The organism is Streptomyces sp. NPDC046985 (assembly GCF_040644415.1).
GTDB lineage: Bacteria > Actinomycetota > Actinomycetes > Streptomycetales > Streptomycetaceae > Streptomyces.
In genome coordinates, this window is the sequence record NZ_JBEYWK010000034.1 from 1 (window position 1) to 25,275 (window position 25,275).

At 72.8% G+C, this 25,275-nt stretch carries 21 protein-coding genes and 1 pseudogene; 12 read left to right on the forward strand and 10 right to left on the reverse strand.

The window, feature by feature from the left end; translation table 11 throughout:
* The 4 genes and pseudogenes from ABZ861_RS30225 to ABZ861_RS30240 all read left to right on the forward strand — a co-directional run.
* Positions 1 to 88: pseudogene (locus tag ABZ861_RS30225) on the forward strand (MarR family transcriptional regulator); the annotation flags it as partial.
* A gap of 145 nt (positions 89 to 233) precedes the next feature.
* On the forward strand, positions 234 to 767 hold the full coding sequence (locus ABZ861_RS30230; RefSeq protein WP_361636807.1) for a BlaI/MecI/CopY family transcriptional regulator: 534 nt from the start codon (positions 234 to 236) through the stop codon (positions 765 to 767).
* Between the two features lie 9 nt (positions 768 to 776).
* Positions 777 to 1,310, forward strand: a complete 534-nt coding sequence (locus tag ABZ861_RS30235; protein WP_361636810.1) for an amino-acid N-acetyltransferase — start codon at positions 777 to 779, stop codon at positions 1,308 to 1,310.
* Positions 1,311 to 1,518: 208 nt separating this feature from the next.
* Positions 1,519 to 1,854: an Lsr2 family protein gene (locus ABZ861_RS30240; RefSeq protein WP_361636813.1), complete on the forward strand. Its 336-nt coding sequence runs from the start codon at positions 1,519 to 1,521 to the stop codon at positions 1,852 to 1,854.
* Between the two features lie 36 nt (positions 1,855 to 1,890).
* On the opposite strand, the gene ABZ861_RS30245 is transcribed toward ABZ861_RS30240, so the two are convergent.
* On the reverse strand, positions 1,891 to 2,478 hold the full coding sequence (locus tag ABZ861_RS30245) for an SCO3374 family protein (protein ID WP_361636882.1): 588 nt from the start codon (positions 2,476 to 2,478) through the stop codon (positions 1,891 to 1,893).
* A gap of 702 nt (positions 2,479 to 3,180) precedes the next feature.
* Here ABZ861_RS30245 and ABZ861_RS30250 point away from each other — a divergent pair.
* Both ABZ861_RS30250 and ABZ861_RS30255 read left to right on the forward strand, forming a co-directional pair.
* Positions 3,181 to 5,706, forward strand: coding sequence for an ATP-dependent Clp protease ATP-binding subunit (locus ABZ861_RS30250; RefSeq protein WP_361636816.1), 2,526 nt, complete (start codon positions 3,181 to 3,183; stop codon positions 5,704 to 5,706).
* Positions 5,707 to 6,453: 747 nt separating this feature from the next.
* Positions 6,454 to 7,035: a M23 family metallopeptidase gene (locus tag ABZ861_RS30255; RefSeq protein WP_361636819.1), complete on the forward strand. Its 582-nt coding sequence runs from the start codon at positions 6,454 to 6,456 to the stop codon at positions 7,033 to 7,035.
* Positions 7,036 to 7,101: 66 nt separating this feature from the next.
* On the opposite strand, the gene ABZ861_RS30260 is transcribed toward ABZ861_RS30255, so the two are convergent.
* Positions 7,102 to 7,698 carry a helix-turn-helix domain-containing protein gene (locus tag ABZ861_RS30260; RefSeq protein ID WP_361636822.1) on the reverse strand — a complete coding sequence of 199 codons (597 nt, stop codon included), beginning with the start codon at positions 7,696 to 7,698 and terminating at the stop codon, positions 7,102 to 7,104.
* A gap of 142 nt (positions 7,699 to 7,840) precedes the next feature.
* Between ABZ861_RS30260 and ABZ861_RS30265 the strand changes: the two genes are divergently transcribed.
* Entirely contained in the window at positions 7,841 to 9,448 is a 1,608-nt protein-coding gene (locus ABZ861_RS30265; protein ID WP_361636825.1) for an MDR family MFS transporter, read from the forward strand.
* Between the two features lie 57 nt (positions 9,449 to 9,505).
* On the opposite strand, the gene cseC is transcribed toward ABZ861_RS30265, so the two are convergent.
* The 5 genes from cseC to ABZ861_RS30290 all read right to left on the reverse strand — a co-directional run bounded on the left by cseC (position 9,506) and on the right by ABZ861_RS30290 (position 14,443).
* Entirely contained in the window at positions 9,506 to 10,852 is a 1,347-nt protein-coding gene (gene cseC, locus ABZ861_RS30270) for a two-component system sensor histidine kinase CseC (protein ID WP_361636828.1), read from the reverse strand.
* A 10-nt stretch (positions 10,853 to 10,862) separates the two neighbouring features.
* Positions 10,863 to 11,564, reverse strand: a complete 702-nt coding sequence (gene cseB, locus ABZ861_RS30275; protein WP_361636831.1) for a two-component system response regulator CseB — start codon at positions 11,562 to 11,564, stop codon at positions 10,863 to 10,865.
* A 243-nt stretch (positions 11,565 to 11,807) separates the two neighbouring features.
* The gene (locus ABZ861_RS30280; protein ID WP_361636884.1) at positions 11,808 to 12,467 is read right to left on the reverse strand and encodes a hypothetical protein; all 660 of its coding nucleotides are present in this window, start codon (positions 12,465 to 12,467) and stop codon (positions 11,808 to 11,810) included.
* The gene (locus ABZ861_RS30285; RefSeq protein WP_361636834.1) at positions 12,464 to 13,003 is read right to left on the reverse strand and encodes a SigE family RNA polymerase sigma factor; all 540 of its coding nucleotides are present in this window, start codon (positions 13,001 to 13,003) and stop codon (positions 12,464 to 12,466) included. Before ABZ861_RS30285 ends, ABZ861_RS30280 begins: the two co-directional genes overlap by 4 nt.
* Positions 13,004 to 13,507: 504 nt before the next feature.
* Positions 13,508 to 14,443, reverse strand: a complete 936-nt coding sequence (locus ABZ861_RS30290; RefSeq protein ID WP_361636887.1) for an A/G-specific adenine glycosylase — start codon at positions 14,441 to 14,443, stop codon at positions 13,508 to 13,510.
* 492 nt (positions 14,444 to 14,935) lie between these two features.
* Between ABZ861_RS30290 and ABZ861_RS30295 the strand changes: the two genes are divergently transcribed.
* The gene (locus ABZ861_RS30295; protein ID WP_361636837.1) at positions 14,936 to 15,841 is read left to right on the forward strand and encodes a hypothetical protein; all 906 of its coding nucleotides are present in this window, start codon (positions 14,936 to 14,938) and stop codon (positions 15,839 to 15,841) included.
* A gap of 215 nt (positions 15,842 to 16,056) precedes the next feature.
* Here ABZ861_RS30295 and disA read toward each other — a convergent pair whose 3' ends face one another.
* Together disA and radA are read right to left on the reverse strand one after the other, a co-directional pair.
* Positions 16,057 to 17,181 (reverse strand): DNA integrity scanning diadenylate cyclase DisA, encoded by a 1,125-nt coding sequence (disA, locus tag ABZ861_RS30300; protein WP_361636840.1) that lies wholly within the window; start codon positions 17,179 to 17,181, stop codon positions 16,057 to 16,059.
* 82 nt (positions 17,182 to 17,263) lie between these two features.
* Entirely contained in the window at positions 17,264 to 18,673 is a 1,410-nt protein-coding gene (gene radA, locus ABZ861_RS30305; protein ID WP_361636843.1) for a DNA repair protein RadA, read from the reverse strand.
* 263 nt (positions 18,674 to 18,936) lie between these two features.
* Here radA and ABZ861_RS30310 point away from each other — a divergent pair, with 263 nt between their 5' ends.
* A complete protein-coding gene (locus ABZ861_RS30310) occupies positions 18,937 to 20,769 on the forward strand; it encodes a hypothetical protein (RefSeq protein WP_361636890.1) in 1,833 nt (610 codons plus the stop codon).
* A gap of 320 nt (positions 20,770 to 21,089) precedes the next feature.
* Here ABZ861_RS30310 and ABZ861_RS30315 read toward each other — a convergent pair whose 3' ends face one another.
* Positions 21,090 to 21,986, reverse strand: a complete 897-nt coding sequence (locus ABZ861_RS30315) for a hypothetical protein (protein WP_361636846.1) — start codon at positions 21,984 to 21,986, stop codon at positions 21,090 to 21,092.
* A gap of 329 nt (positions 21,987 to 22,315) precedes the next feature.
* Here ABZ861_RS30315 and ABZ861_RS30320 point away from each other — a divergent pair, with 329 nt between their 5' ends.
* From ABZ861_RS30320 to ABZ861_RS30330, 3 genes are all read left to right on the forward strand, one after another.
* Entirely contained in the window at positions 22,316 to 23,248 is a 933-nt protein-coding gene (locus tag ABZ861_RS30320) for a Ppx/GppA phosphatase family protein (RefSeq protein ID WP_361636849.1), read from the forward strand.
* A 322-nt stretch (positions 23,249 to 23,570) separates the two neighbouring features.
* Positions 23,571 to 24,395 (forward strand): sugar phosphate isomerase/epimerase, encoded by an 825-nt coding sequence (locus tag ABZ861_RS30325; protein WP_361636852.1) that lies wholly within the window; start codon positions 23,571 to 23,573, stop codon positions 24,393 to 24,395.
* Positions 24,392 to 24,997, forward strand: coding sequence for a TetR family transcriptional regulator (locus ABZ861_RS30330; protein ID WP_361636855.1), 606 nt, complete (start codon positions 24,392 to 24,394; stop codon positions 24,995 to 24,997). Before ABZ861_RS30325 ends, ABZ861_RS30330 begins: the two co-directional genes overlap by 4 nt.
* Positions 24,998 to 25,275: the final 278 nt, after the last annotated feature.

Consider the following 25,275-nt stretch of genomic DNA (forward strand, 5'->3'; position numbering starts at 1 on the left):
GCTGGAGGAGGTGCGCTCGTCGCGGCGCCAGCTCATGGCGGAGTTGACCGAGGACTGGGCGCCCCAGGAGCGTGAGGCCTTCGGCACGGACGCTTCCGTGCCGCACCGCCGTACGCCTTCTCCCGTGCCGGCTGCCGTCGGGGAATCCGGGTTCCCCGGCGCCTCACCGTGTTCCGCCGTTCGGTCGCTCCTCCGGGACGCCGTCGCGGAGATCTCCCACTATGGTCGGAGTTGTGCCTCGCCCCCTGGGAGATCTCGAAGACGCGGTCATGACGCGGGTGTGGAAGTGGAACCGCCCGGTGACCGTTCGAGAAGTCCTGGAAGACCTCCAGCGGGAACGGTCCATCGCCTACACCACCGTGATGACCGTATTGGACAATCTCCATCAGAAGGGCTGGGTGCGCCGGGAAGCGGAGGGCCGGGCCTATCGATATGAGGCCGTCTCCACCCGGGCCGCCTACGCCGCCGCGCTGATGAACGACGCCTGGTCCCACAGCGACAACGCCGCCGCCGCTCTCGTCGCGTTCTTCGGCATGATGAGCGAGGAACAGCGCCGGGCCCTGCGCGACGCGATGCGGATCGTCGAAGGCAGCGTGGAAGAGCGCCCCGAAGACGCCTCGCGCGGCATCTCCCGGCGCCCGGCCGAAGCGCCGGTTACCGGCGAAACCGCCGCTCCCGCCGAAACCGCCGCCGGTCCGCAAACCGGCGCCCCGGCGGAAACCGGTGAGCAGAACCCCGGCTCGGCGTCCGGCGACGGCGGGCGATAGCGTCCGCCCATGTCCGCGAAACATCCTGAACTCGCCGCGAAAGCCATCACCGTCCGGCGGGCTCGGACCAGCGATGTCCCGGCCGTCCGCCGACTGCTGGACGCCTACGTGCGCGGACGCATCCTGCTCGACAAAGCGACGGTGACCCTTTACGAGGACATCCAGGAGTTCTGGGTCGCCGAACGGGACGACAACGCCGAGGTCGTCGGCTGCGGCGCACTGCACGTCATGTGGGAAGACCTGGCGGAAGTGCGCACGCTCGCGGTGAAGCCCGGACTGAAGGGCGCGGGCGTCGGGCACCAGGTGCTGGAGAAGTTGCTGCACACCGCCCGCTGGCTCGGCGTTCGCCGCGTATTCTGCCTGACCTTCGAAGTCGACTTCTTCGCCAAGCACGGCTTCGTGGAGATCGGCGAGACGCCCGTCGACACCGACGTCTACGGGGAGCTGCTGCGTTCCTATGACGAGGGCGTCGCGGAGTTCCTGGGACTCGAACGCGTGAAACCGAACACCTTGGGCAACAGCCGGATGCTTCTGCATCTGTGATCCCCGGCGTCCGCCGAGGGAACCCCTATGTCCGAAACGCGCACGTTTCCGGTAGGGGGCGGGGGGCCGATCTCTCCCAGGGGTTTGTGTTTTTCCGGCAAAAGCGGTTTGCTTTCCGACGTACTGCTGTACTGCATATAACAAGGGGCGGAGAATCGGCGGACGCCGACTGACCCGGGCCCTCACGTTATCGATGAAAGGAAATCCGGTGGCACAGAAGGTTCAGGTCCTTCTTGTCGATGACCTCGACGGCGGCGAGGCGGACGAGACGGTGACGTTCGCGCTGGACGGCAAGGCATACGAGATCGACCTCACCAACGGGAACGCGGACAAGCTCCGCGGTCTTCTGGAGCCCTACGTGAAGAGCGGCCGCCGTACCGGTGGCCGTGCGTCGGGCGGTCGCGGAAAGGCGCGCGCCGCTTCCGGCGGCAGCCAGGACACCGCGCAGATCCGCGCCTGGGCGAAGGAGAACGGATACGAGGTCAACGACCGCGGCCGCGTTCCCGCGTCCATCCGCGAGGAGTACGAGAAGGCCAACGGCTGACCGTCCGGACGGACTGAGGCTAGGAACGGACTGAGGCTAGGACCGGACCGGCCCGCGCGCGCGGACGCGCCGCAGCCGGAGCCGGTGGCAGTGCGTCGCCGCGGTCGCCACGACGCGCACGAGATCGGGGGCGCTCCCCTCGCCCCCCGAAGCCGACAGCGCGGGCAGGGAGGCGCCGGCCTCGCACCCGGGCACGGGGGGCCGCAGCCACACGGCGGCCCCCTGCGAACCGCGGCGCCCCCGCACGGGCGGTCGTGCGGCCGCCGGGGCCGCGCCGGGCGGCGGCGGCGCGTCCATCAGCGCGCCCGCGCCCAGACCCACGAGATCCGGGTCCACCGCGCTCCACTCCAGCCATTCCAGCAGCCCCGGCAGCTCCTCCGCGCTGCCCGCGGCCACCAGCAGCAGCATCCGGTCCGCCCGCACGGCCACCGGTGAGGCGGGCCCCAGATGGCGCAGCGCCGCCCGCCCGGCCTCGACCGGGACGTCCAGGACGTCGAACCGGCGGCCCAAGACCAGCCGGAGCGGTTCGCCCGGCGCCGTGTCCCAGCCCAGCTCCTGCTCGTACCAGCGCCGCGCCCCGCCGCCGCCCGGATCGGCCGGCCGCCGGGGCGACGGGAACGACACGGGGGCTCGGCAAGGCACGGAGAGCCCGGAAGACGCGGAGAGCCCGGAGTGCGCGGAAAGCGCGGCTACCGCGGAGATCGTCGCGTCCGCGCAAGCCGCCGAGATCGCCGACGCCGCGGCGCACGCGGTGACCGCGGTGACTGTGTGGCCCGCGATGACTGTGTCGCCCACGGTGACCGTGTCGCCCACGGTGATCGCGGCGCCCGCGGGGTCCGGGGCGCCCGGGAAGTCCGGAGAGTCCGGGGAGAAGCTGCCGACCATGTCCAGCCCAACCGCCGCGCCCGCGCCGTGGTTACGCTGGGTCGTGGCATGTGGGCGCACGGTAGCGAACGCGGGGGCGCGTGGCGGCGGGCCGGAGCGCGAAGTTGTTCGCCCATAGCGGAGGGAACCGGGGCGCGCCGCATGGAGTGTCCGTTCCCGCGGGTAAGACATCCCTAGTGGGAGGGGGCGACACGCAGGTCGTACCCCGGCAAAGGAGTCTCACGTTCGCCATCGGCGTACCGGCGACGGGGGTATCCGCCTGGCCTGCGGGAACATCGTCTCGCACCATCGGGTTGGAGCAAGTGTCGGCGTTCGGGGTCAGGAGGCCATCGAGGGTGTCGGCAGTTGGAATGAGCGGTCCCCGCTTGCGGGACTAAGCTGCGGAAGGACAGGGAGGGGAAGTTCCCCTTACTGCCTGACCGCTCTGAGGAGCGATTAACGATGTTCGAGAGGTTCACCGACCGCGCGCGGCGGGTTGTCGTCCTGGCTCAGGAAGAAGCCCGGATGCTCAACCACAACTACATCGGCACCGAGCACATCCTCCTGGGCCTGATCCACGAGGGTGAGGGTGTCGCCGCCAAGGCCCTTGAGAGCCTCGGGATTTCGCTCGAGGCGGTCCGCCAGCAGGTGGAGGAGATCATCGGCCAGGGCCAGCAGGCCCCCTCCGGTCACATCCCCTTCACTCCCCGTGCCAAGAAGGTCCTGGAGCTGTCGCTCCGGGAGGCCCTTCAGCTCGGCCACAACTACATCGGCACGGAGCACATCCTGCTCGGCCTGATCCGTGAGGGCGAGGGCGTCGCCGCCCAGGTCCTGGTCAAGCTGGGCGCCGATCTCAACCGGGTGCGGCAGCAGGTGATCCAGTTGCTCTCCGGCTACCAGGGCAAGGAGACCGCCGCCGCCGGCGGCCCTGCCGAGGGCACCCCCTCGACGTCCCTGGTCCTCGACCAGTTCGGCCGGAACCTCACCCAGGCCGCTCGTGAGACCAAGCTCGACCCCGTCATCGGGCGCGAGAAGGAGATCGAGCGGGTCATGCAGGTGCTGTCCCGCCGCACCAAGAACAACCCGGTGCTCATCGGCGAGCCCGGCGTCGGCAAGACCGCCGTCGTCGAGGGCCTCGCCCAGGCCATCGTCAAGGGCGAGGTGCCCGAGACCCTCAAGGACAAGCACCTCTACACCCTTGACCTCGGCGCGCTGGTCGCCGGCTCCCGCTACCGCGGTGACTTCGAGGAGCGCCTGAAGAAGGTGCTCAAGGAGATCCGCACCCGCGGCGACATCATCCTGTTCATCGACGAGCTGCACACGCTGGTCGGTGCGGGCGCCGCCGAGGGCGCCATCGACGCGGCCTCCATCCTGAAGCCGATGCTGGCCCGCGGCGAGCTGCAGACCATCGGCGCCACCACCCTGGACGAGTACCGCAAGCACCTGGAGAAGGACGCGGCCCTGGAGCGCCGCTTCCAGCCCATCCAGGTCGCCGAGCCGTCCCTGCCGCACACCATCGAGATTCTCAAGGGCCTGCGTGACCGCTACGAGGCGCACCACCGCGTCTCGATCACGGACGAGGCCCTGGTCCAGGCCGCCACGCTGGCCGACCGGTACATCTCGGACCGCTTCCTGCCGGACAAGGCGATCGACCTGATCGACGAGGCCGGCTCCCGGATGCGCATCCGCCGGATGACCGCGCCGCCGGACCTGCGCGAGTTCGACGAGAAGATCGCCGGAGTGCGCCGGGACAAGGAGTCCGCGATCGACTCGCAGGACTTCGAGAAGGCCGCCTCGCTGCGCGACAAGGAGAAGCAGCTCCTGGCCGCCAAGGCCAAGCGGGAGAAGGAGTGGAAGGCCGGCGACATGGACGTCGTCGCCGAGGTCGACGGCGAGCTGATCGCCGAGGTCCTCGCCACGGCCACCGGCATCCCGGTCTTCAAGCTGACCGAGGAGGAGTCCAGCCGCCTGCTCCGCATGGAGGAGGAGCTGCACAAGCGGGTCATCGGCCAGATCGACGCCGTCAAGGCGCTGTCCAAGGCGATCCGCCGTACCCGCGCCGGCCTGAAGGACCCGAAGCGTCCGGGCGGCTCGTTCATCTTCGCCGGCCCGTCCGGCGTCGGTAAGACCGAGCTGTCCAAGGCGCTCGCCGAGTTCCTCTTCGGCGACGAGGACGCGCTGATCTCCCTCGACATGTCGGAGTTCAGCGAGAAGCACACGGTCTCCCGTCTCTTCGGCTCGCCCCCCGGCTACGTGGGCTACGAGGAGGGCGGCCAGCTCACGGAGAAGGTCCGCCGCAAGCCGTTCTCGGTCGTCCTGTTCGACGAGGTCGAGAAGGCCCACCCGGACATCTTCAACTCGCTGCTCCAGATCCTGGAGGACGGTCGCCTGACCGACTCCCAGGGCCGGGTCGTGGACTTCAAGAACACGGTCATCATCATGACGACCAACCTCGGCACCCGGGACATCTCCAAGGGCTTCAACCTGGGCTTCGCGGCCTCGGGCGACACGAAGACCAACTACGAGCGCATGAAGAACAAGGTCCAGGACGAGCTGAAGCAGCACTTCCGGCCCGAGTTCCTCAACCGCGTCGACGACGTGGTCGTCTTCCCGCAGCTCACGCAGGAGGACATCCTGCGGATCGTCGACCTGATGATCGGCAAGGTGGACGAGCGCCTGAAGGACCGGGACATGGGCATCGAGCTGTCCCAGTCCGCCAAGGAACTGCTGTCCAAGAGGGGCTACGACCCCGTCCTGGGCGCCCGGCCGCTGCGCCGGACGATCCAGCGGGAGGTCGAGGACACGCTCTCCGAGAAGATCCTCTTCGGCGAGCTGCGCCCCGGTCACATCGTGGTCGTGGACACGGAGGGCGAGGGCGAGACCCAGACCTTCACCTTCCGCGGCGAGGAGAAGTCGGCGCTGCCCGACGTCCCGCCGATCGAGCAGGCGGCCGGCGGAGCCGGGCCGAACCTGAGCAAGGACGCGTGATCCGCGGGCGCTTGAGCGCCAGCGGTACGTGAGGAAGGGCCGGCGCCTTCGGGCGCCGGCCCTTCCGCATGCCCGCATGCCCGCATGCCCGCATGCCCGCATGCCCGCATGCCCGCATGCCCGCGTGCCCGCGTGCCTGGGCGGCGGGACGGGGGCAGGCGTCGCACGGGGTCCCCGTCTCGGCCCGTCTCGGCCCGCCATGCCCCCGGGTGCTCACGGGGATCGTCAGAGAGCCGCCACGGCCGCCGTGGCGGCTCTGGCAGTCTCGGCGCCGCGCGGCTGGTCGCCGGGACCCCGGGACCCCGGGCAGCCTGGTCGCCGGGACCCCGGGAAGCGGCGCGGTCGGGGTCACGAGGCCGTGGTGAGGCGGTCCGACTGCTCGTCTGCCGGCAACTCCGCTGAGACGGGGGCCACATGAGGCCGGTCACACGCTCAGGCCGCTCAGGGGGTTCAACCGGTGACATGGGGCACAGCCGCAATGTCCGGTACTACCCCTTTTAGTAAGGTGTAGGTACCATCAAAACGGACATTTCACCTCAAGAAATGGGTCGGCATGGGGTCCTAACAGGGGTTTTGTCCGATAAGGGTGAAGTGTCAAGAGATATGCATCACTAAGCCCTGTTACTAGTTTGGGCCGTAGTGGGGGTGTTTGAGGGGCGATGAGCGGGCGGGTTACCAAGGTGTGGCCAGCCCGGCGAAGCAGATGCGTTCGGGCGGCGCCCATGTCTCCCACACGCAGAGGTTTCGATGTTCCAGAACGCCACGTCCCGCTCCGCCCGCGTCGCCAAGATCCGCACCCGCGCCGCCGTCCTGGCCGCCGGCCTGGGAGTCTCGGCCGCGCTGGGCGCGGGGGTAGCGTCCGCCGCCGAGATGTCGGCGGCCCCCACCGCCGCCGTCGCCAAGTCGGCCGCGAGCTGGGTCGACCCGGTGCAGCACTACACCCTCACCGCCTCCTTCAACCAGAGCGGCAGCCACTGGATGCACCGGCACAGCGGCCAGGACTTCGCCGTGCCGATCGGCACGAGCGTCATGGCGGCGCACGGCGGCACCGTCGTCAAGGCCGGCCCCGGCGGCGCCGGCGACGGCGCGGCCTACGGCAACGCCATCGTCATCAAGCACGCTGACGGCGAGTACTCGCAGTACGCCCACCTGTCCCGGATCGACGTGAAGGTCGGCCAGGTCGTCGCCACCGGTCAGCACATAGCGCTGTCCGGCAACACCGGCAACACCACCGGTCCGCACCTGCACTTCGAGATCCGCACCACGCCGAACTACGGCTCCGCCGTCAACCCGGTCGTCTTCCTGCGCGCCCACGGCGTGAAGGTCTGACCCTCCCGGGTCGCTCCTACCGCACCGCCGCCCGCCGTCACCGGCACGGGCGGCGGTTCGCTGTCGTCAGGACGCGTGCGCGCCCCGGTGGGCCTGCGTCACCAGGTCGATCGCGACCTCCATCACGGCCTTGCGCTTCATATCCTGGTCGCCTTCGAGGTCCTGCATCAAGAACATGCCGGCGTGCAGCGTGGACAGCGCGCTGATGCAGCGCATCTGGTCGGTCAGGCTCGCGTCCGGGTCGATGATGATGTCCCGCAGGCTGTGCATCCGCTCCTTGAAGGAGTCCCCGATGCGCATTTCCCGCACCGTCGCCTGGTTCTCCTGCATGAAGCGGAACAGCGGCAGCGCCCCGTCGAGCGCTTCGCCGTAGCGGCGGACGATCTCCTGCTTGGTCTCCAGCGTGTGCGGCTGGGCGCGCCCCCACTCGATCAGGTCCTCGATCGGCTGCGTCAGGTCCTCGAAGAGGCTGAAGACGATCTCTTCCTTGGTCCGGAAGTGGTAGTAGAGCGCCGCCTTCGTCACGTCCAGGCGCTCGGCGATCTCGCGCAGGGACGTCTTCTCGTAGCCCTGCTCGGCGAAGAGTTCGAGGGCCACGTCCTGGATGCGCTGGCGGGTGTCTCCGCGGCGCTGCTGCTTGGTGCCGTCCATCGTGCCGCCCATCCTCGTACTCCTCGCGCTCCCTGGAAACTTACCTGTCGACCGGTCAGCGGAAACTTACTTGACGCCCGGCTAGTTAGGTTTTAACTTATAAGTGTAATCACTTGCCGGGCGGCAAGTAAGTGGACTGTGGGGGAGTGGAGCGATGGCGGACGCAGTGAAGTCCCAGACGCAGACGCGGCCGGACGGCGCGGACGGCGCCCAACCGAGGAGCGTGCGGGTCGTTCTGCTCGCCCTCATGATCGCGATGATGCTCGCGATGCTGGACAACATGATCGTCGGCACCGCGATGCCGACCATCGTGGGCGACCTGGGCGGTCTCCAGCACCTTTCCTGGGTGGTGACCGCGTACACGCTGGCCACCGCCGCCTCCACGCCGCTGTGGGGCAAGCTCGGCGACATGTACGGGCGCAAGGGCGCCTTCATGACGTCGATCGTGATCTTCCTGGTCGGCTCCGCGCTGAGCGGCATGGCGCAGAACATGGGCCAGTTGATCGGCTTCCGCGCCGTCCAGGGCCTGGGCGCCGGCGGACTGATGGTCGGCGTGATGGCCATCATCGGCGACCTGATCCCGCCGCGGGAGCGCGGCAAGTACCAGGGCATGATGGCCGGCGTCATGGCCCTCGCGATGATCGGCGGCCCGCTGGTCGGCGGCACCATCACCGACAACTGGGGCTGGCGCTGGGCCTTCTACATCAACCTGCCGCTCGGCGCGGTGGCGCTCGTCGCCGTCAGCGCGGTGCTGCACCTGCCCAGGAAGCGCGCGCAGGCGCGGGTCGACTACCTGGGCGCCGGGCTGCTCACCCTCGGCATCAGCTCCATCGTGCTCGTCACCACCTGGGGCGGCACGGAGTACGCCTGGACCTCCGCGCGCATCATGGAGCTGACCGCGATCGGCGTGGCCGCGCTCGTCGGGTTCCTCTTCTGGCAGACCCGGGCCGCCGAGCCGATCCTGCCGCTGCACATCTTCCGCAGCCGCAACTTCAGCCTGATGTCCGTGATCGGCTTCGTCACCGGCTTCGTGATGTTCGGCGCGGTCCTCTTCCTGCCGCTCTACCAGCAGGCGGTGCAGGGCGCCTCCGCCACCAACTCGGGCCTGCTGCTCCTGCCCATGCTCGGCTCGATGCTCGTCGTGTCGATGATCGCGGGCCGGGTCACCACCTCCAGCGGCCGGTACAAGGTCTTCCCGGTGGTCGGCAGCGTTCTGATGATCGCCGGGCTGTACCTGCTGTCCCGGATGGACACCGAGACCACGCGCCTGACCTCCGGCCTCTACATGGCCGTCCTCGGGGCGGGCATGGGCTGCCTGATGCAGATCACCATGCTGGTCGCGCAGAACAGCGTCGAGATGAAGGACATGGGCGTCGCCTCCTCCTCCACCACGCTCTTCCGCACGCTCGGCTCGTCCTTCGGCGTGGCGATCATGGGTGCGCTGTTCAACAACCGGGTGCAGCACGTCATGGCCCAGAAGGCCGGCGCGCTGGGCTCGAAGATGACCGAGCAGTCCGCGCAACTGGACGCCAAGAGCCTCCAGAAGCTGCCCGCGGTGGCCCGGGAGGCGTACCAGCACGCGGTGTCCGCCGGTACGCACTCGGCGTTCCTGCTGGGCGCCGTGGTCGCGATCGTCGCCCTGGCGGCGGCGGTGTTCGTCAAGGAGGTGCCGCTGAAGGGCGCGGCGCCGGACGCGGCCCAGTCCCCCGAGGGCGCGAGCGGCGCGGCCCAGGCCCTAGAGGGCATCACCGAGGTGGTCTGACCCCCGCCCGACCGCCCACCGCTGTGGCCCGCTCCCCTGGAGCGGGCCACAGCGCTGCTAGGGGAGCATCGGGTGGCTGCCCGTGTTGGTGGGGGCGTGCTCGGGGAGCCACAGGACGGCGACCGCGCCCTCGGCCGGGACGTCGTCGGGGGCGCCCGCGAGCCGGACGTTGCGGAAGGTCAGCCGGGCGCCCAGGACGCGGGCCTGCCCGGCGGCGATGGTCAGGCCCAGGCCGTGCCCGTGACCGGCGCGGTCCGCGCTGCCGGTGCGGAAACGGCTCGGACCCTCGGCGAGCAGCGCCTCGGGGAAGCCGGGGCCGTGGTCCCGGACCCGGATCACCCGGCCCTCCACGGTCACCTGGATCGGCGGCCTGCCGTGCCGGGCGGCGTTGGCGAGCAGGTTGAACAGCACCCGCTCCAGGCGCCGCGGATCGGTGGTCACCTCGGACTCGTGCACCACGCGCACCTCGACGTCCGGGTCCTTCGCCGCCACCCGCCGGGCGACGAACTCGCCCAGCAGGATGTCCTGAAGCTCGGCGCGCTCCGAGGCGCCGTCGAGCCGGGCGACCTCCAGGACGTCCTCCACCAGGGTGCGCATCGCCTTCGCCCGGTCCAGGACCAGCTCCGTCGGGCGCCCCGGGGGCAGCAGTTCGGCGGCCGTCAGCAGCCCGGTCACCGGAGTGCGCAGCTCGTGGGCGATGTCCGCGGTGACCCGCCGCTCCGCCTCCAGGCGCTGCTGGAGCGCGTCCGCCATCGCGTCCACCGCGCGGGCCAGGTCGTCGGTCTCGTCCCGTACGACGCCCCCGATGGCGTCCCGGACCCGGACGTCCGGCTCGCCCTTGGCCACCCGGTTGGCGGCGGAGGCGGCCTTGCGCAGCCGGCGCGAGAGCTGGCCGCCGATGAGCACGCCCAGCGCGCTGCCGCCCAGCACGACCGCGATGGAGCCGATGACCAGCGCCTGGTCGAGGTCGCCCAGGACGTCGGCGCTGCGGTCGGTGAACCGCGTGTGCAGGGACAGCACATGGCCGCCCTTGATCGGCATGGCCGCCCAGATGTCCGGCGCGCCGTCCGGGTGGGCGGTGACGTACGTGGCCCGCCGGCCCATCCCGACCTTCTGCCGCAGCGCGACCGGCAGCATCGGATCGTCGATCTTGAAGGTGGCCGGGGTCGACCGCCGGCCCGGCCGCTCGTAGATGCTCTCGGCGAGCAGGAGCCGCTGGTCGGCCAGGTCGCGGGCGTTGTCCAGCATCGACACCCGGGCCGCGTTGTGCACCACCAGGCTCAGCGCGACCGCCACCAGCGCGCCGACCAGCGCGATGGCCGCGCTGAGCTTCCATCTCAGTCCCGTCCGGATGCCCGCCTGCTCCAGGCGCCCCGGCAGCAGGCCCTTTCTCGTCCCCCGCATCTCCGGTCGTTCAGCCCTTCAGTTTGTAGCCGAAGCCGCGGACCGTCTCGATGCGGTCCTGCCCGATCTTCGCGCGCAGTCGCTGCACATGGACGTCGACCACCCGGGTGTCGCCGCCCCAGCCGTAGTCCCACACCCGCTCCAGGAGCTTGTCCCGGGACAGCACCGTGCCGGGCGCCGTGGAGAACTCGAGCAGCAGCCGCATCTCGGTGGGGGTCAGCGCCACCGGCGCCCCGGCCCGGCGCACCTCCATGCCCTCGGTGTCGATCTCCAGGTCGCCGAAGGTCAGCACCGCGCCGTCCGCCTCGGCCGCCCCGGACGCGGCCCGCGCGCCCGCGGCATGCCCGAAGCGGCGCAGCACCGCCCGGATCCGGGCGACCAGGACGGCCCCGTCGAACGGCTTGGTCACGTAGTCGTCGGCGCCCGCCTCCAGGCCCAGCACGACGTCGATGGAGTCCGCCCGCGCGGAGAGCATGATCACCGGCACGGTCGACTCGTCGCGGATGCGACGGCACAGGCTGACGCCGTCCAGACCGGGCACCATGACGTCCAGCAGCGCGATGTCCGGCCGGTCGGCCCGGAACGCCTCCAGGCCGGACAGGCCGTCGGGCATCGCGGTGACCGCGAAGCCGTCTCGCTCCAGGGCGAGCTGCGTGGCCTCGCGGATGACGTCGTCGTCCTCGACGAACAGGACGTGGGTCTGCTCTGCCATCCCGGTGCTCTCAGTCCTCGTGTGCTCACGGTGGTGCGCTCGATGGGGGGGCGCGCCCGGCGCGCGACGCGTTCCCGCGCGGTGCGGCCGACGGAAGGCCGGGCCGCCGGATCGGCGCCCGCCGCTCCGGTCCCTCCTGCGATTGTCCCGCGCGCCGTCGCCCGCGCGCGCCTGCGGTCCGCACGGCCCCGGCGATCTGCGGCCCCGGCGATCTGCGGTCTCAGTGATCAGGGGTCTCAGTGATCAGTTGTCCGGGGTCGGGGTGGGATCGCCTCCGACGGCCTTGCTGTACTCGTTGCGGGTGCTGTACTCCTTGGCGAACGCGCTTCCGGACCAGCGGTAGGTGATCACGTCCTCGCCCGACGGGCTCGACACGGGATCGCCCTTCTCGTACACCTGCTTGGTCACCACCAGATCGCCCCGGTCGATCTCGGCGTAGACCGGCGGCTCCTCGGCCCGGAAGACGTCCTCGAAGCCGTCGCCTCGCCCCCGGTAGACATACGTGCCGACGCCGACCGCGTCCCCGCAGGTCAGCACGTTGATCACGAGGTCGTCGGCCGGTCCGCCGGTCAGCTTCCCGTAGGACACGTCGACCGGGTACTGGTCGGCCGCGCACGGCTTGAGGACGCGCTTGACCGACGCGGAGACCTGCGGGTCGTTCTTCAGGAGCCGCACCGCGTCCACCCGCTGGGGGGTCTCGGTGGGACTGGGGGAGGCGCTGACCACCGCGCCCGCCACCGAGCTGGCGTCGGCCGGGCCCTCGTCGCGCGCCCCGGTGCCGCCCGTCGCGCAGGCGGACGCCAGGAGACCGAGGGCGGCCAGCACGGCCGCCGCCGCGCTCGCCGCCACGAAGGCTCGCCGTGCCGGGGAGGGCTCGAAGCCGACTCCGGCCTCGTCGCTCAGGCCGCGCAACGCTTTCGCTCCTCACGCTCCAGCGCGCGTGCGTCCAGATCGCGGGCCTCCAGCTCCTCGCGGAGCCGGGCGAGCGCCCGGTGCAGCGTGCTCTTGACCGTTCCCGCGGACATGCCGAGGGCGGCGGCCGTCTCCTCCGTGGACATCTGCTCCCAGTGTCGCAGCACCACGACGCTGCGCTGCTTGGGAGCGAGGACCTTCATGGCGTCCATCAGGAGCGCGCGGTCGGCGTGCTGTTCGGTCGCGTCGTCGACGCAGGCGTCCGGGAGCTGCTCGGTGGGCACCTCCTCCAGCTTGCGGGCCCGCCACCACTCCGTCCGCGTGTTGATCATGACCCGGCGCAGGTAGGCGTCCGCGAGCCGCTTGTCGGCGATGCCGTCCCAACGGCCGTAGGTGCGTACGAGGGCGGTCTGGAGGAGGTCCTGGGCGTCCACCGGGTCGGGCACCAGCCGGCGCGCGCTGCGCAGCAGCGCGTCCTGCCGGGTGCGCACGTACTCCTCGAACTCGAGCACCTCTCCCTGCGCCATGATGAACCGCCTCCGATCCCCGTGTCCGGCTGTGTCCCGCCGGATTCCAAGCTGTGTGCGCGGCGGCTGTGGTCGGCAGCCGCCCGGTGCCCGTCGGGCACTCGACTGAAGGTACGGAGGGCTTGTCACGGCGTTGTCCGAGGCAGCCCGCGGCTAGCCCTCGGCTGTGCGTCGGTTGTGTAACGGCCCAGGCGGCGGGGCGGAGTCACGCTATGTTTCGTCCGATTTCCGGGTGATATGACACTCCGGATGGTACGTCGAATCGTCACGCGCGCCCCCGCGACGCTCTCTGAGCTGTCGGCTTCCTGTGAAGTGATCGAGCGTCAGGGGGGCTGAGCGGGCTGGTGTGCTTCGCTTCAGACGTGCAGGAACGGGATGATTTGTTACGTATGCGGCAACTTGCCCCGGTTCGACTCAGGTCGGGCACGGTTGGGCCAGGTCGGGGCGGCGCAGGTCCGCACCGCTCTTGCCAGCCCAGCCCAGCCCAGCTCGGATCAGGTCAGGTCAGGTCAGCGGCAGTCGGTACAGGCCGCCCGGCAGCGGTTCGACCAGACCGTCCGCGACGAGGCCGTCCAGGGCCCGCGCCCGCTGCACCGGCTCCTGCCAGACCCGGTCGAGCACCGTCTGCGGCACCGGCTTGTGCGCCTCCCGCAGCACGGCGAGCAGCTTGCCGCGCACCTGCCGGTCGGTGCCGGCGTAGGTCTGGGCGCGGCGCGGCGGCCCGTCGTGCTCGGGCTTGCCTGCCAGTCGCCAGGCGCAGTGCGCGGTGATCGGGCAGCGGTGGCACGACTCGTTCTTCGCCGTGCACACCAGCGCGCCGAGTTCCATGGAGGCGGCGGCCCAACGGGCCGCGGTCCGCTCGTCGTCCGGCAGCAGGGTGCGGGCCAGACGGCGCTCGGCCGCGGTGGTGGCGTTCGGCGGGTACTGCGCGCCGGTGACCGCGCGGGCGAGCACGCGGCGCACGTTGGTGTCCAGGACGGCGTGCCGCTGTCCGTAGGCGAAGGAGGCGACCGCCGCCGCCGTGTACTCGCCGATGCCGGGCAGGGCGAGCAACTGCGCGTGCTCGGCGGGCACGTCGCCGCCGTGCCGTTCCGTTATGGCGACCGCGGCGCCGTGCAGGCGCAGGGCGCGGCGCGGGTAGCCGAGCCGTCCCCAGGCGCGGACGGCCTCGCCCGGCGCCTCCTTGGCGAGGTCGGCGGGGCGAGGCCAGCGTGCGAGCCAGTGCTCGTAGACGGGCAGGACGCGGTTGACCGGGGTCTGCTGGAGCATGAACTCGCTGACCATCACCCCCCAGGCGCCCGCGTCGGGGCGCCGCCAGGGCAGGTCCCGGGCGTTGGCGTCGAACCAGTCGATCACCTGGCTGTGCAGGGCCTCGCCGAGCCCCGGGTCGTAGGCGACGGCGTCGGCGCCGCCGTCCGCGAGGGCGTCCCCGGCGGGCATGTCTCCGGACGGTTCGGCGTCGGCGGATGTCTCCCCTGCGGACACGTCCCCGGCGGGGACGCCTTCGGCGGGTTCGACGTCGGTGTGGGGAGCGGCGGGACTCGGCGCGGCGTCGGTGACGGGAGAGGCGGTCTCGGGCGCGGCGGACGTCGCAGCGGCGGTCTCGGGCGCGGCGTCGGCGGGGGGCGCGGCGGGGGCGGCGCCGGCGGCGCCGGGGTCCGCGGCGGTGCCGAGGGCGGCGGCCGGGGCGGCGGGGCTGCTGTGCGGAGGCAGTGTGGGCGCAGTCATGACCCTTCCGATCCTGCCATGTGCGGACGGACGGCCGTGTGATCCTGCGCGGTCCGGTGTCGTCACGGAAAGTTCCCTCCTGGTCACAGCGGTGACAAGTCAGCACGCGCGGGGGCGTGTTGCCGAAATGATGATCCGGAAAAGTTGTTCTCGGCGCGGCGGGTGGCGCAGGTCGGAGCGACGATCTCTCGTACAGTTTGGGCCGTGGGATCACTGCGCAATCCGGTCGGGCCGCTTCCCTCCTCCATCTACTGGCGACGGAGGGCGGTCATGCTGTCCGCGCTCGCCCTGACGGCCCTGCTGGCCGTCTGGCTCTTCGTCTCGGGCGGCGGCGGAGGCCGCCACAACGGCGGCGGGTCCGACGGGAAGCATCCCACCCCCTCCGCCATCACCCCCGGCCCCTCCGGGTCCGGTCCGGCGATCAGCCAACACCCCGGCGGCCGCGGCGGGTCCGGCGGCTCGGACACCGGCGGGTCCGGGTCGAGCTCCGGTTCGGGCTCCGCGAGCGGCGGCGCCGACTCCGGCGGCGGGAACGGCGGGGGCGGCGGCGACGGGACGGACGGCGGCGCCGACGGGACCGGGGGAGACGGCGCGACCGGCGGGGCCGGCGGAGCCGGTGCGGGCGCCGGCGGCGCGGCGGGAGGAGCGAGCGGCGGCGCAAACGGCGGCGCGGGCGCGGGCGCCGTGCTGCCCGCCGGGAGTTCGCTCCCCACGTGCGCCCCCGGCGCGGTCTCGTTGGCCCTGCGCAGCGTGCACAACTCCTACGGTCCCGGCGAGACGCCCGCCCTCGCGCTGACGGTCAAGAACTCCTCCAGCGCCGACTGCAAGGTCGACCTCGGCCCGAAGTCCGTGGTGCTGACGATCGGCGAGGCCGACGGCGACGACGACTACTGGTCCTCGGACGACTGCCCGAAGACGGCCGGAAGCCTGCTGTACCGGGTACCGGCGGGCAGCTCCGTCGCCTACACCGTCCGCTGGGACCGCACGCCGAGCGCTCCGCACTGCGCGACGCCCCCGGCGGGCTCGGCCGGAACCGGGACGTACCTGGTCGAGGCCAAGGCCCCGGGACACGGCGAACTCCGGACGTCGTTCGTGCTGACGGCGGACTAGGGCGCGTCGCGAAAGTCCCGTCCGCCCGGCGGGCTGGCGACGCTGCTTTCGCAACACGCCCTAGTGCGGTGACCGGAGAGGTCCACCGGCTCGCGACGCCGAACCTCTCCGGCCACAGTCGCACCCGTCCCGCGCGGAAAGATCCCGCGCCGGAAGGTCCCGTGCGGCAAAGAGCGCAGACCGGGCGCCCGGCCAGGTTTCGCAGGCGGCGCCCGTCACACGTACCGTTCGAGGATCGACGACTCCGCCAGCCGCGACAGGCCCTCGCGGACGCTGCGGGCGCGGGCCTCGCCGACGCCGTCCACCGTCTGGAGGTCGTCGACGCTCGCCGCGAGCAGCTTCTGCAGGCCGCCGAAGTGATCGACCAGGCGGTCGATGATGGCGCCGGGCAGCCGCGGCACCTTGGCCAGCAGCCGGAAGCCGCGCGGGGAGACCGCCGAGTCCAGGGTCTCGGGCGAGCCGGTGTACCCGAGCGCGCGGGCGACCGTGGACATCTCCAGCAGCTCGGCGTGGGACAGCTTGTCCAGCTCGGCGAGCGCCTCGTCGACCGTGCGCGACCGCTTGGCCGTGGGCTCGGGGACGTAGTCCCGCACCACCAGTTCGCGCTCGGGCTCCACGCCCGCGATCAACTCGTCGAGCTGAAGCGCCAGAAGACGGCCGTCGGTGCCCAGCTCCACCACGTACTCGGCGATCTCGGTGGCGATGCGGCGCACCATCTCCAGGCGCTGCGACACCGCGCAGACGTCCCGGACGGTCACCAGGTCCTCGATCTCCAGCGCGGACAGCGTGCCCGCCACCTCGTCCAGGCGGAGCTTGTAGCGCTCCAGGGTGGCCAGCGCCTGGTTGGCACGGGACAGGATCGCCGCGGAGTCCTCCAGGACCCGGCGCTGCCCGCCGACGTACAGGGCGATCAGCCGCATCGACTGCGAGACCGAGACCACCGGGAAGCCGACCTGCTTGCTCACCCGGTCCGCCGTGCGGTGCCGGGTGCCGGTCTCCTCGGTGGGGATCGTCGGGTCCGGGACGAGCTGCACGCCCGCCCGCAGGATCTTCGACAGGTCGGCGGAGAGCACGATGCCGCCGTCCAGCTTGCACAGCTCCCGCAGCCGCGTCGCCGCGAACTCGACGTTCAGCACGAAACCGCCCGTGCACATCGACTCGACGGTCTTGTCCGAGCCGAGCACGATGAGCCCGCCCGTGTTGCCGCGGAGCACCCGCTCCAGGCCGTCCCGAAGGGGCGTCCCCGGCGCCACGGCGCTCAGTGAGGCGCGCATCAGGCCATCGGCGCCGGAACTCCCGCCGGACTTGCCGGGAGCTGCTGCCCGGTCGTTGGCTGCCACTGCACTCCTCCGGTCGCAGGTACTTCTGGCGCTCCCGTGCCGTGCCTTCGGATCGGACGGACGGGCGAGACCAGGGCAAAGTCTACCGGCGGTCCTCCTGCTCCTGCGGGGCCTCCCGGCGACGGGAGCGCGGCAGCACCCGCAGCGCGTCCCCTATGTCGGCCACTTCCAGGACCTTCATCCCCGCCGGGACCCTGCCCGGATCGCCCGGCACCAGGGCGTGCGTGAAGCCGAGGCGGTGGGCCTCCGACAGCCGGCGCTGCACGCCCGTGACCCGTCTCACCTCGCCCGCCAGACCCACCTCGCCGATCGCGACGAGGTTCTTCGGCAGCGGAGTGTCGCTCGCCGCCGACGCCAGCGCGAGAGCGATCGCGAGATCGGCGGCCGGCTCGGACAGCTTCACCCCGCCGACCGTCGCGGAGTAGATGTCCCGCTTGCCCAGCGCGCTGATCCGCCCCCGCTGCTCCAGCACCGCCAGCATCATCGACACCCGGGAGGTCTCCAGGCCGGACGTCGTGCGGCGCGGGGAGGGGATCTGGGAGTCGACGGTGAGCGCCTGGACCTCGGCCACCAGCGGGCGGCGGCCTTCCAGGGTGACGGTCAGGCAGGTGCCGGGGACCGGCTCGGCGCGGCGGGTGAGGAACAGGCCGCTGGGATCGGCCAGTCCGGTGATGCCCTCGTCGTGCAGTTCGAAGCAGCCCACCTCGTCCGTCGCCCCGTAGCGGTTCTTGACGCCGCGGACCAGGCGCAGCCGCGCGTGCCGGTCGCCCTCGAAGTGCAGCACCACGTCCACGAGGTGCTCCAGCAGACGCGGGCCGGCGATGGCGCCGTCCTTGGTGACGTGGCCCACCAGCAGCGTCGACATGCCGCGGTCCTTGGAGGCGCGGATCAGCGCGCCGGCCACCTCGCGCACCTGCGCCATGCCGCCGGGCGCCCCGTCGATCTCGGGTGAGGCGACCGTCTGCACCGAGTCGAGGATGAGCAGGGAGGGCTTCACCGCGTCCAAGTGGCCCAGCACGGCGGCCAGATCGGTCTCCGCGGCCAGGTACAGGTGGTCGTCGAGCGCGCCGATGCGGTCGGCGCGCAGCCGGACCTGGCTCGCGGACTCCTCGCCCGTCACGTACAGCGTGGGGTGCTCCTCGCTCGCCGACTTGGCCGCCACGTCGAGCAGCAGCGTGGACTTGCCGACCCCGGGCTCGCCCGCGAGGAGGACCACCGCGCCGGGGACGAGCCCGCCGCCGAGGACGCGGTCCAGCTCGGGCACGCCGGTGGAGCGCGCGGTGGCCTGGCGGCCGTCGACCTGGCCGATGGGCACGGCGGAGGCGCTGACGCGGCCCGGCGCCGTGGTGCGCACCGCGGGCGCGCCGTATTCCTCGACCGTGCCCCACGCCTGGCATTCGGGGCAGCGGCCGAGCCATTTGGCCGTCTGCCAGCCGCATTCGGTGCAGCGGTAGGACGGACGGTCCTTGGCGGTCTTCGTACGGGTGGCCATGGGGAAACCGTAGCCGCAGCCACTGACAACGCCGCCCGCCGCCCGATCCCGTGCGAAGCCAGGCCGAACCCAGGCCGAAGCCGGGCCGGAGTCAGACCGAAGCCAGGGCATATCCCTGGCTGCTCCCGGCCGCCTGCCTCGTGCCTGCGTCGCCCGAAAGACGGGCCCGCGTCGTCATATGAGGGATCGTTTCACCCGTACGGATTAAAAGTGCGCAACAGGGATGAACAGACGATCCCCGGCCGCATACGGTCGCACGGGTGATGAACAGCAGTCCGGAGACGTCGATCCGCACGACCCGCACGCCCGGCGCGCACCGGGCGGACCGGGCGCATCGCGAGGCGCGCGACCGCGCCGCGGTGCGCACGCTGGCGCAGCGGCCGTCCGCGCCGTACGAGCCCTACCTCGACGGCCTGTTCACCTACTGCCTGTCCGTGCTGTGCGACCACGAGGAGGCGACCGCCGCCCTCGGGAGCGCACTGGTGTTCGCCGAGCGGCGCGGGCAGCGCGTCCCGCAGAGCGCGGGGGACCGCAGGGCCTGGCTGTACGCGCTGGCCCGCTGGTCCTGTCTGCGCAAACTGGCCGAGACGCAGCAGAGAAGCCAGACCGCGCACGCCTCCGGGCGACCCGCTTCCGGACGACTGGCCTCCGCGCGTCTCGGCGACGAACGTCTCGGCGACGAACGGCGCGGCGCCGGACCGCGCGGCGCCGAGCGGCGCGGCCCGGCGGAGGGCGCCGCCCCCGCCCCGCCCATGCCCAAGGACGTCCAGGAGGCGCGGCGTGCCGAACTCGCCCGGCTGGCCTGGCCGGAGGCCGCCGGCACCTCCCCGGAGCAGCGCGAGGCCCTCGAACTGGCCGTGCGCCACCACCTCGCCGGCCATGAGGTCGCCGCGGTGCTCGGCCGGGACCTCGCCGCCACCCGCGAACTGCTCGCCTCGGCCGCCTGCGAGGTGGAGCGCACCCGTGCGGCGCTCGCCGTCGTCGAGAGCGGCGGCTGCCCCGGCGTGAGCGCGCTCACCGACGACAGCGAGGTGGTGCTCAGCGCGGCGCTCCGGCGCGAGCTGGTCCGGCATGTGGACGACTGCCCGCGCTGCCGCCGCGCCGCCGAGCGGGCGATCCCCGGCCGGTGGCCCGGCTCCAGCGTGACCCCGGCCGAACTCCCCGTCCTCCCGGCGCCCCGCGCGGACGTGCGCGCGGCGATGGCGCACCACCCGCGCGCGCGGGGCGCCGCGCCGCGGCTCGACCGGCGCGGCTTCCCGATGGACCCCAAGGACCGCGCCGCCCGCAGGGACCGGCTGCGCGCGCGGGCCGTCACGACGACGGTGGTCGCCACGGTCGTCGCCGCGCCGGTGCTGGCCGTGTGGGCCGCCTACCGCGGCACCCCGACCGGCGAGGGCCACGACGGACCGTCGGCGTCGGCGCGCGAGCACGATCACGATGCGCTGACCGGCGGCGCCGCGGGGGGGTACCAGAGCGCGGGCAACGCGCGCCCCGGGCCCGACTCCCGCGCCGACGGCGCCCACCCCGACGTCTCCGTCCAGGTCGTCAGCGTCTCGGGCGCCGGTCGGCAGGACGGCCGCCTGACGGTGACCGCCGCCGGCTCCGGCGACACCACACTGGTCACGCTGAAGGCGTCCGGCCCGTCGCCGGTCCAGTGGTCGGCGTCGACGCGGGCGCCGTGGCTCTACCTGAGCCGTTCGTCGGGGACCCTCGCCCCCGGCCAGTCCGTGACGGTGAAGGTGTACGTCGACCCCCTGCGCGAGCCGTCCGGCCACTGGACCGCCCAGGTGGCGGTCGCGCCCGCGGGCGCCGTCGTCACCATCGACGGCTACGGCACGGCGCCCAGCGCCCCTGCCCCCGCCCTCTCGCACCCGGCCGGTCCGTCGCCGACCCGCGACCCCGGCCCCAGGCCGACGGCCACCGGGGGCTCGTCCGGCTCCCCGACAGGCGAGCCGTCCCCGTCGTCCGGCTCACCCGGCTCGTCTGGTTCGTCCGAGCCGTCCGGTACGCCCGCCAGCCCCTCGCCGTCCGAGCCGTCCCCCAGCAACCCGTCCGGCCAGGAGAGCGGGGGCGATCCGGGCCCGTCCGGCCACTAGGGCGTGTGGCGAAAGTCCCGTCTGCCCGGCGGCGTCTGGCACGCACGCTCGCCGCGTTGTCGGGATCGCCCCGATACGCCCAGTATCGGGGCGACCTTCCGCCTTGCGATCGCACGCACCAGACACCGCCGGGCCCGCCCTGCGGGCGGACGACGCTGCTTTCGCAACACGCCCTAGCGGGGTGACGGGCGCAGACGTACGGGGGCGGCCGGATCCCGGCGCGTGTCCGGTGCGTGGCTGGGAGGACTGACCCTCAACGCCGTTGCGGCGACTGATCGGCGGTCGAGCGGCCGGGCCGCCGGGTGGCCGTTCGGGCGAGGTCAGACGGGGTCCGCCGGGTGCGGCGCCAGCAGCGGCAGTGCGGAGGCCAGCCGCTCCTCGCAGAGTTCGGCCAGGCGGTCGTAGCCCGCCTTGCCCATCAGCTCGGTCAGCTCCGCCCGGTAGGAGACGTAGACCGGGTCCCCGGCGCCGTGCGCCGAAGTCGCGGACGTGCACCACCAGTGCAGGTCGTGACCGCCCGGCCCCCAGCCCCGGCGGTCGTACTCGCCGATCGACACCTGGAGCACGCGCGTGTCGTCCGGGCGGTCGATCCACTCGAAGGTCCGCCGGATCGGAAGCTGCCAGCACACGTCCGGCTTGGTCTCCAGCGGCTCGCGGCCCTCCCGCATCGCCAGGATGTGCAGCGAGCAGCCCATGCCGCCGGGGAAGCCGGGCCGGTTCTGGAAGATGCACGAGCCCTGGAAGGGGCGGGTCTGCCGGGACCCCTCCTCGTCCTCCGACACCCAGCCGTTCTGGGCGCCCTCGGCGTGGTTCTGCCAGACGTCCGGAGTGAGCCGGGCCACGTGCTCGGCGACCCGCCGCTCGTCGTCCTCGTCGGAGAAGTGGGCGCCGAGCGTGCAGCACCCGTCGTCCGCGCGGCCCGCCTGGATGCCCTGGCAGCCGCTGCCGAAGACGCAGTTCCAGCGCGAGGTCAGCCAGGTCAGATCGCAGCGGAAGACCTGCTCCGCGTCCGCCGGGTCCGGGAACTCCACCCACGCGCGCGCGAAGTCGAGACCCTGCTCGTCGGGCGCGTGAACCTCACCGGACGCGCCGGACCCGCCGGACGCGCCGGATGAGCCGGACGCGCCGGGCCGCGAGCCCTTCGCCGGCTTCGCCGTACGCGCGGCATCCGCCGATTCAGCCGATTTATCGGTTTTCGCCTTTTTCGTCTTTGGCACGCGTCCAGGGTAAGTCGCCCGGCGCGGCACACGGGACCGCCGGTCCCTCCGCGAGCCGGACCGCGGGCCCGCCCGTCCGTCCGTACGGGAGCCGGCCGCCCGTCCGTTCAGGAGCCGGACCCCGTCCGCACACGGAAGCGGTCCGCCCGTCCGCGCGCGCCGGGCAGCCGAGCGGGGTCGGGGAGGCGGGAAACGCGGGGGGCGAGGGAGACAGGGCGAGGCGGAGGGGGCCGCAGCGCAGGGCGCCGCGCGGCCCGATGCGGCGGCCGCACCCCCCGGACCTGCGGTCCGGGACCGGTCGCCCCCCTGGTGGCAGTAGCGTTCGCTCCATGAGACTCGGTGTCCTCGACGTGGGTTCGAACACGGTGCACCTGCTGGTGGTCGACGCGCACCCCGGCGCCCGCCCGCTGCCCGCGCACTCGCACAAGGCAGATCTGCGGCTCGCCCAGCTCCTCGACGGCGACGGAGCAGTCGGCGCCGACGGCGTCGACCGGCTGATCGCGGTGGTGCGCGACGCGTTGCAGGCGGCCGAGGACAAGGGCGTCGAGGACCTGCTGCCGTTCGCGACCTCCGCCGTGCGCGAGGCGCGCAACGCCGATGACGTGCTCGCCCGCGTGCAGGACGAGACGGGCGTACGGCTCCAGGTGCTCAGCGGCGCGGAGGAGGCCCGCCTCACCTTCCTGGCCGTCCGCCGCTGGTTCGGCTGGTCGGCCGGGAAGCTGCTGGTGCTGGACATCGGCGGCGGCTCGCTGGAGATCGCCTACGGCATCGACGAGCAGCCCGACGCCGCCGTGTCGCTGCCGCTCGGCGCGGGCCGCCTCACCGCCGGGTGGCTGCCGGGCGACCCGCCCGACCCGCAGGAGGTCAGGACGCTGCGCCGCCACGTGCGCGCCGAGATCGCGCGGACGGTCGGCGAGTTCAGCCGCTTCGGCACCCCTGACCACGTGGTGGCCACGTCCAAGACGTTCAAGCAGCTCGCGCGCATCGCCGGTGCGGCGCGCTCCGCCGAGGGCCTGTACGTGCAGCGGGAGCTGAAGCGCGAGTCCCTGGAGGCGTGGGTGCCGCGCCTGGCCGCCATGACGGGGGACGAGCGCGCCGAGCTGCCCGGCGTCTCCGACGGCCGCGCGGGTCAGCTCCTGGCGGGCGCCCTGGTCGCCGAGGGCGCGATGGACCTGTTCGGCGTGGAGCGGCTGGAGATCTGCCCGTGGGCCCTGCGCGAGGGAGTGATCCTGCGCCGCCTGGACCACATGGGCTCGGCCTGAACGCCGGAGTCTCGGAGTCAGTGAGTCCCGGAGTCAGGGCGTCCCGGACTCGGGGAGTCAGGGAGGCTGGCGCCCGGGAGGGGCCGCGGGCGGCCTGAGCCCCGTAACCGAGGGGCGCCCTTAGCCCCGAAGCCCGTCCCGTAGCCGGGCCCCCTGACCGAGGGCGGGCTAGCGCGCCCGGAGGCGACCGCGTCGGGAGGAGGCGGCTGCGCCCCGAGGGACTGCGCCCCGAGGCGACCGCGCCACCTCCCGCTGGCGTGAAACCGTTGGCGGCGGGCGGCTCGCCGTCCTGAGGGCGACCCCACCCCGTAACCTGTCCCCCATGGCGGAGCCACTCGTGCGCATCCCGGATGCGAAGGTCGCCCTGTCGACGGCCTCCGTCTACCCGGAGTCGACGGCGACGGCCTTCGAGATCGCCGCGCGCCTCGGGTACGACGGCGTCGAGGTGATGGTGTGGACCGACCCCGTCAGCCAGGACGTCGAGGCCCTGCGCCGGCTCAGCGACTACTACGGGACACCGATCCTCGCTGTTCACGCCCCCTGTCTGCTGATCACCCAGCGGGTGTGGTCGACCGACCCGTGGGTGAAGCTCCAGCGCGCCCGCGCGGCGGCCGAGAAGCTCGGCGCGAGCACGGTGGTGGTGCATCCGCCCTTCCGCTGGCAGCGCCAGTACGCCCGCGAGTTCGTCGACGGCGTCTGGCGCATGGCCCAGGAGACCGATGTGCGGTTCGCCGTGGAGAACATGTACCCCTGGCGCTACCGCGACCGCGAAATGCTCGCCTACGCCCCTGACTGGGACGTCACGAGGGACGACTACCGCCACTTCACGATCGATCTCAGCCACACCGCCACCGCCCGCGCCGACGCGCTGGAGATGGCCGACCGCATGGGCGACCGCCTCGGACACGTCCACCTCGCCGACGGCAAGGGCTCCGCGAAGGACGAGCACCTGGTGCCCGGCCGGGGCGACCAGCCCTGCGCCGCGCTGCTGGAGCGGCTGGCGGCCCGTGGTTTCGACGGCCATGTCGTCATCGAGGTCAACACCCGCCGCGCCATGTCCAGCGCGGAGCGCGAGGCCGACCTCGCGGAGGCGCTGGCGTTCACCCGGCTACACCTGGCGTCGGCGGCGCGGGTGCCGCGTCGATGACCGCGGCAGCCGCCCGGGGCCGCGGCCGCCCGCGCCGCGAGGAGGCGGCCGGCACCCGCGCGCGCATCCTGACCGCCGCCCGCGAGGAGTTCTCCGAGCGGGGCTACGACAAGACCTCCGTGCGCGGCATCGCCAAGGCGGCCGGCGTCGACTCGGCCCTCGTCCACCACTACTTCGGCACCAAGGAACAGATGTTCGAGGCGGCGATCGAGGCCGCCGTCGCGCCCGTGCTGGACGCCCCGGACGCGCTGGCTGGCGCCGGGCCGTCGGACACGGGCGAGCGCCTGACCCGGTACTTCTTCGGCGTCTGGGAGAACCCCGCCACCCGCACGCCCCTGCTGGCGATCGTCCGGTCCGCGGTGAACAACGAGGCGGCGGCGGCCGTCTTCCGCCGCATGGTCGTCTCCCAGCTCCTGCGGCGGATCGCGGGCGGGCTCGACGTGCCGGACCGGGAGCTGCGCGCCGAACTCGCGGCGGCGCAGCTCGTGGGCTGCGCGATGCTGCGGTACGTGATCAAGGTGGAGCCGCTGGCGTCGGCGGACCTGGAGCGGATCGTCGCGCGGGTCGCCCCGGTGGTGCAGGGCCACCTCACGGGCCCCTGAAGCGCCCGCGCCCCGACCCGCGGACGCCTCACGAGCGCCGCCCCTTGCGGGGCCCGGGGATCCGGCCCGAACGCGGCTGCCTCGCGCGCCCGGGGATCCGGCCGGTCGCGGCCGCCTCGCGAGCCCGGGAGGCACCCCCGACACGGGGCGGCCTCACGGCCCCCTGCAACCGCCCCGGACGCGGCGGCCTCACGGCCCCCTGCAACCGCCCCGGACGCGGCGGCCTCACGGCCCCCTGCAACCGCCCCGGACGCGGCGGCCTCACGGCCCCCTGCAAC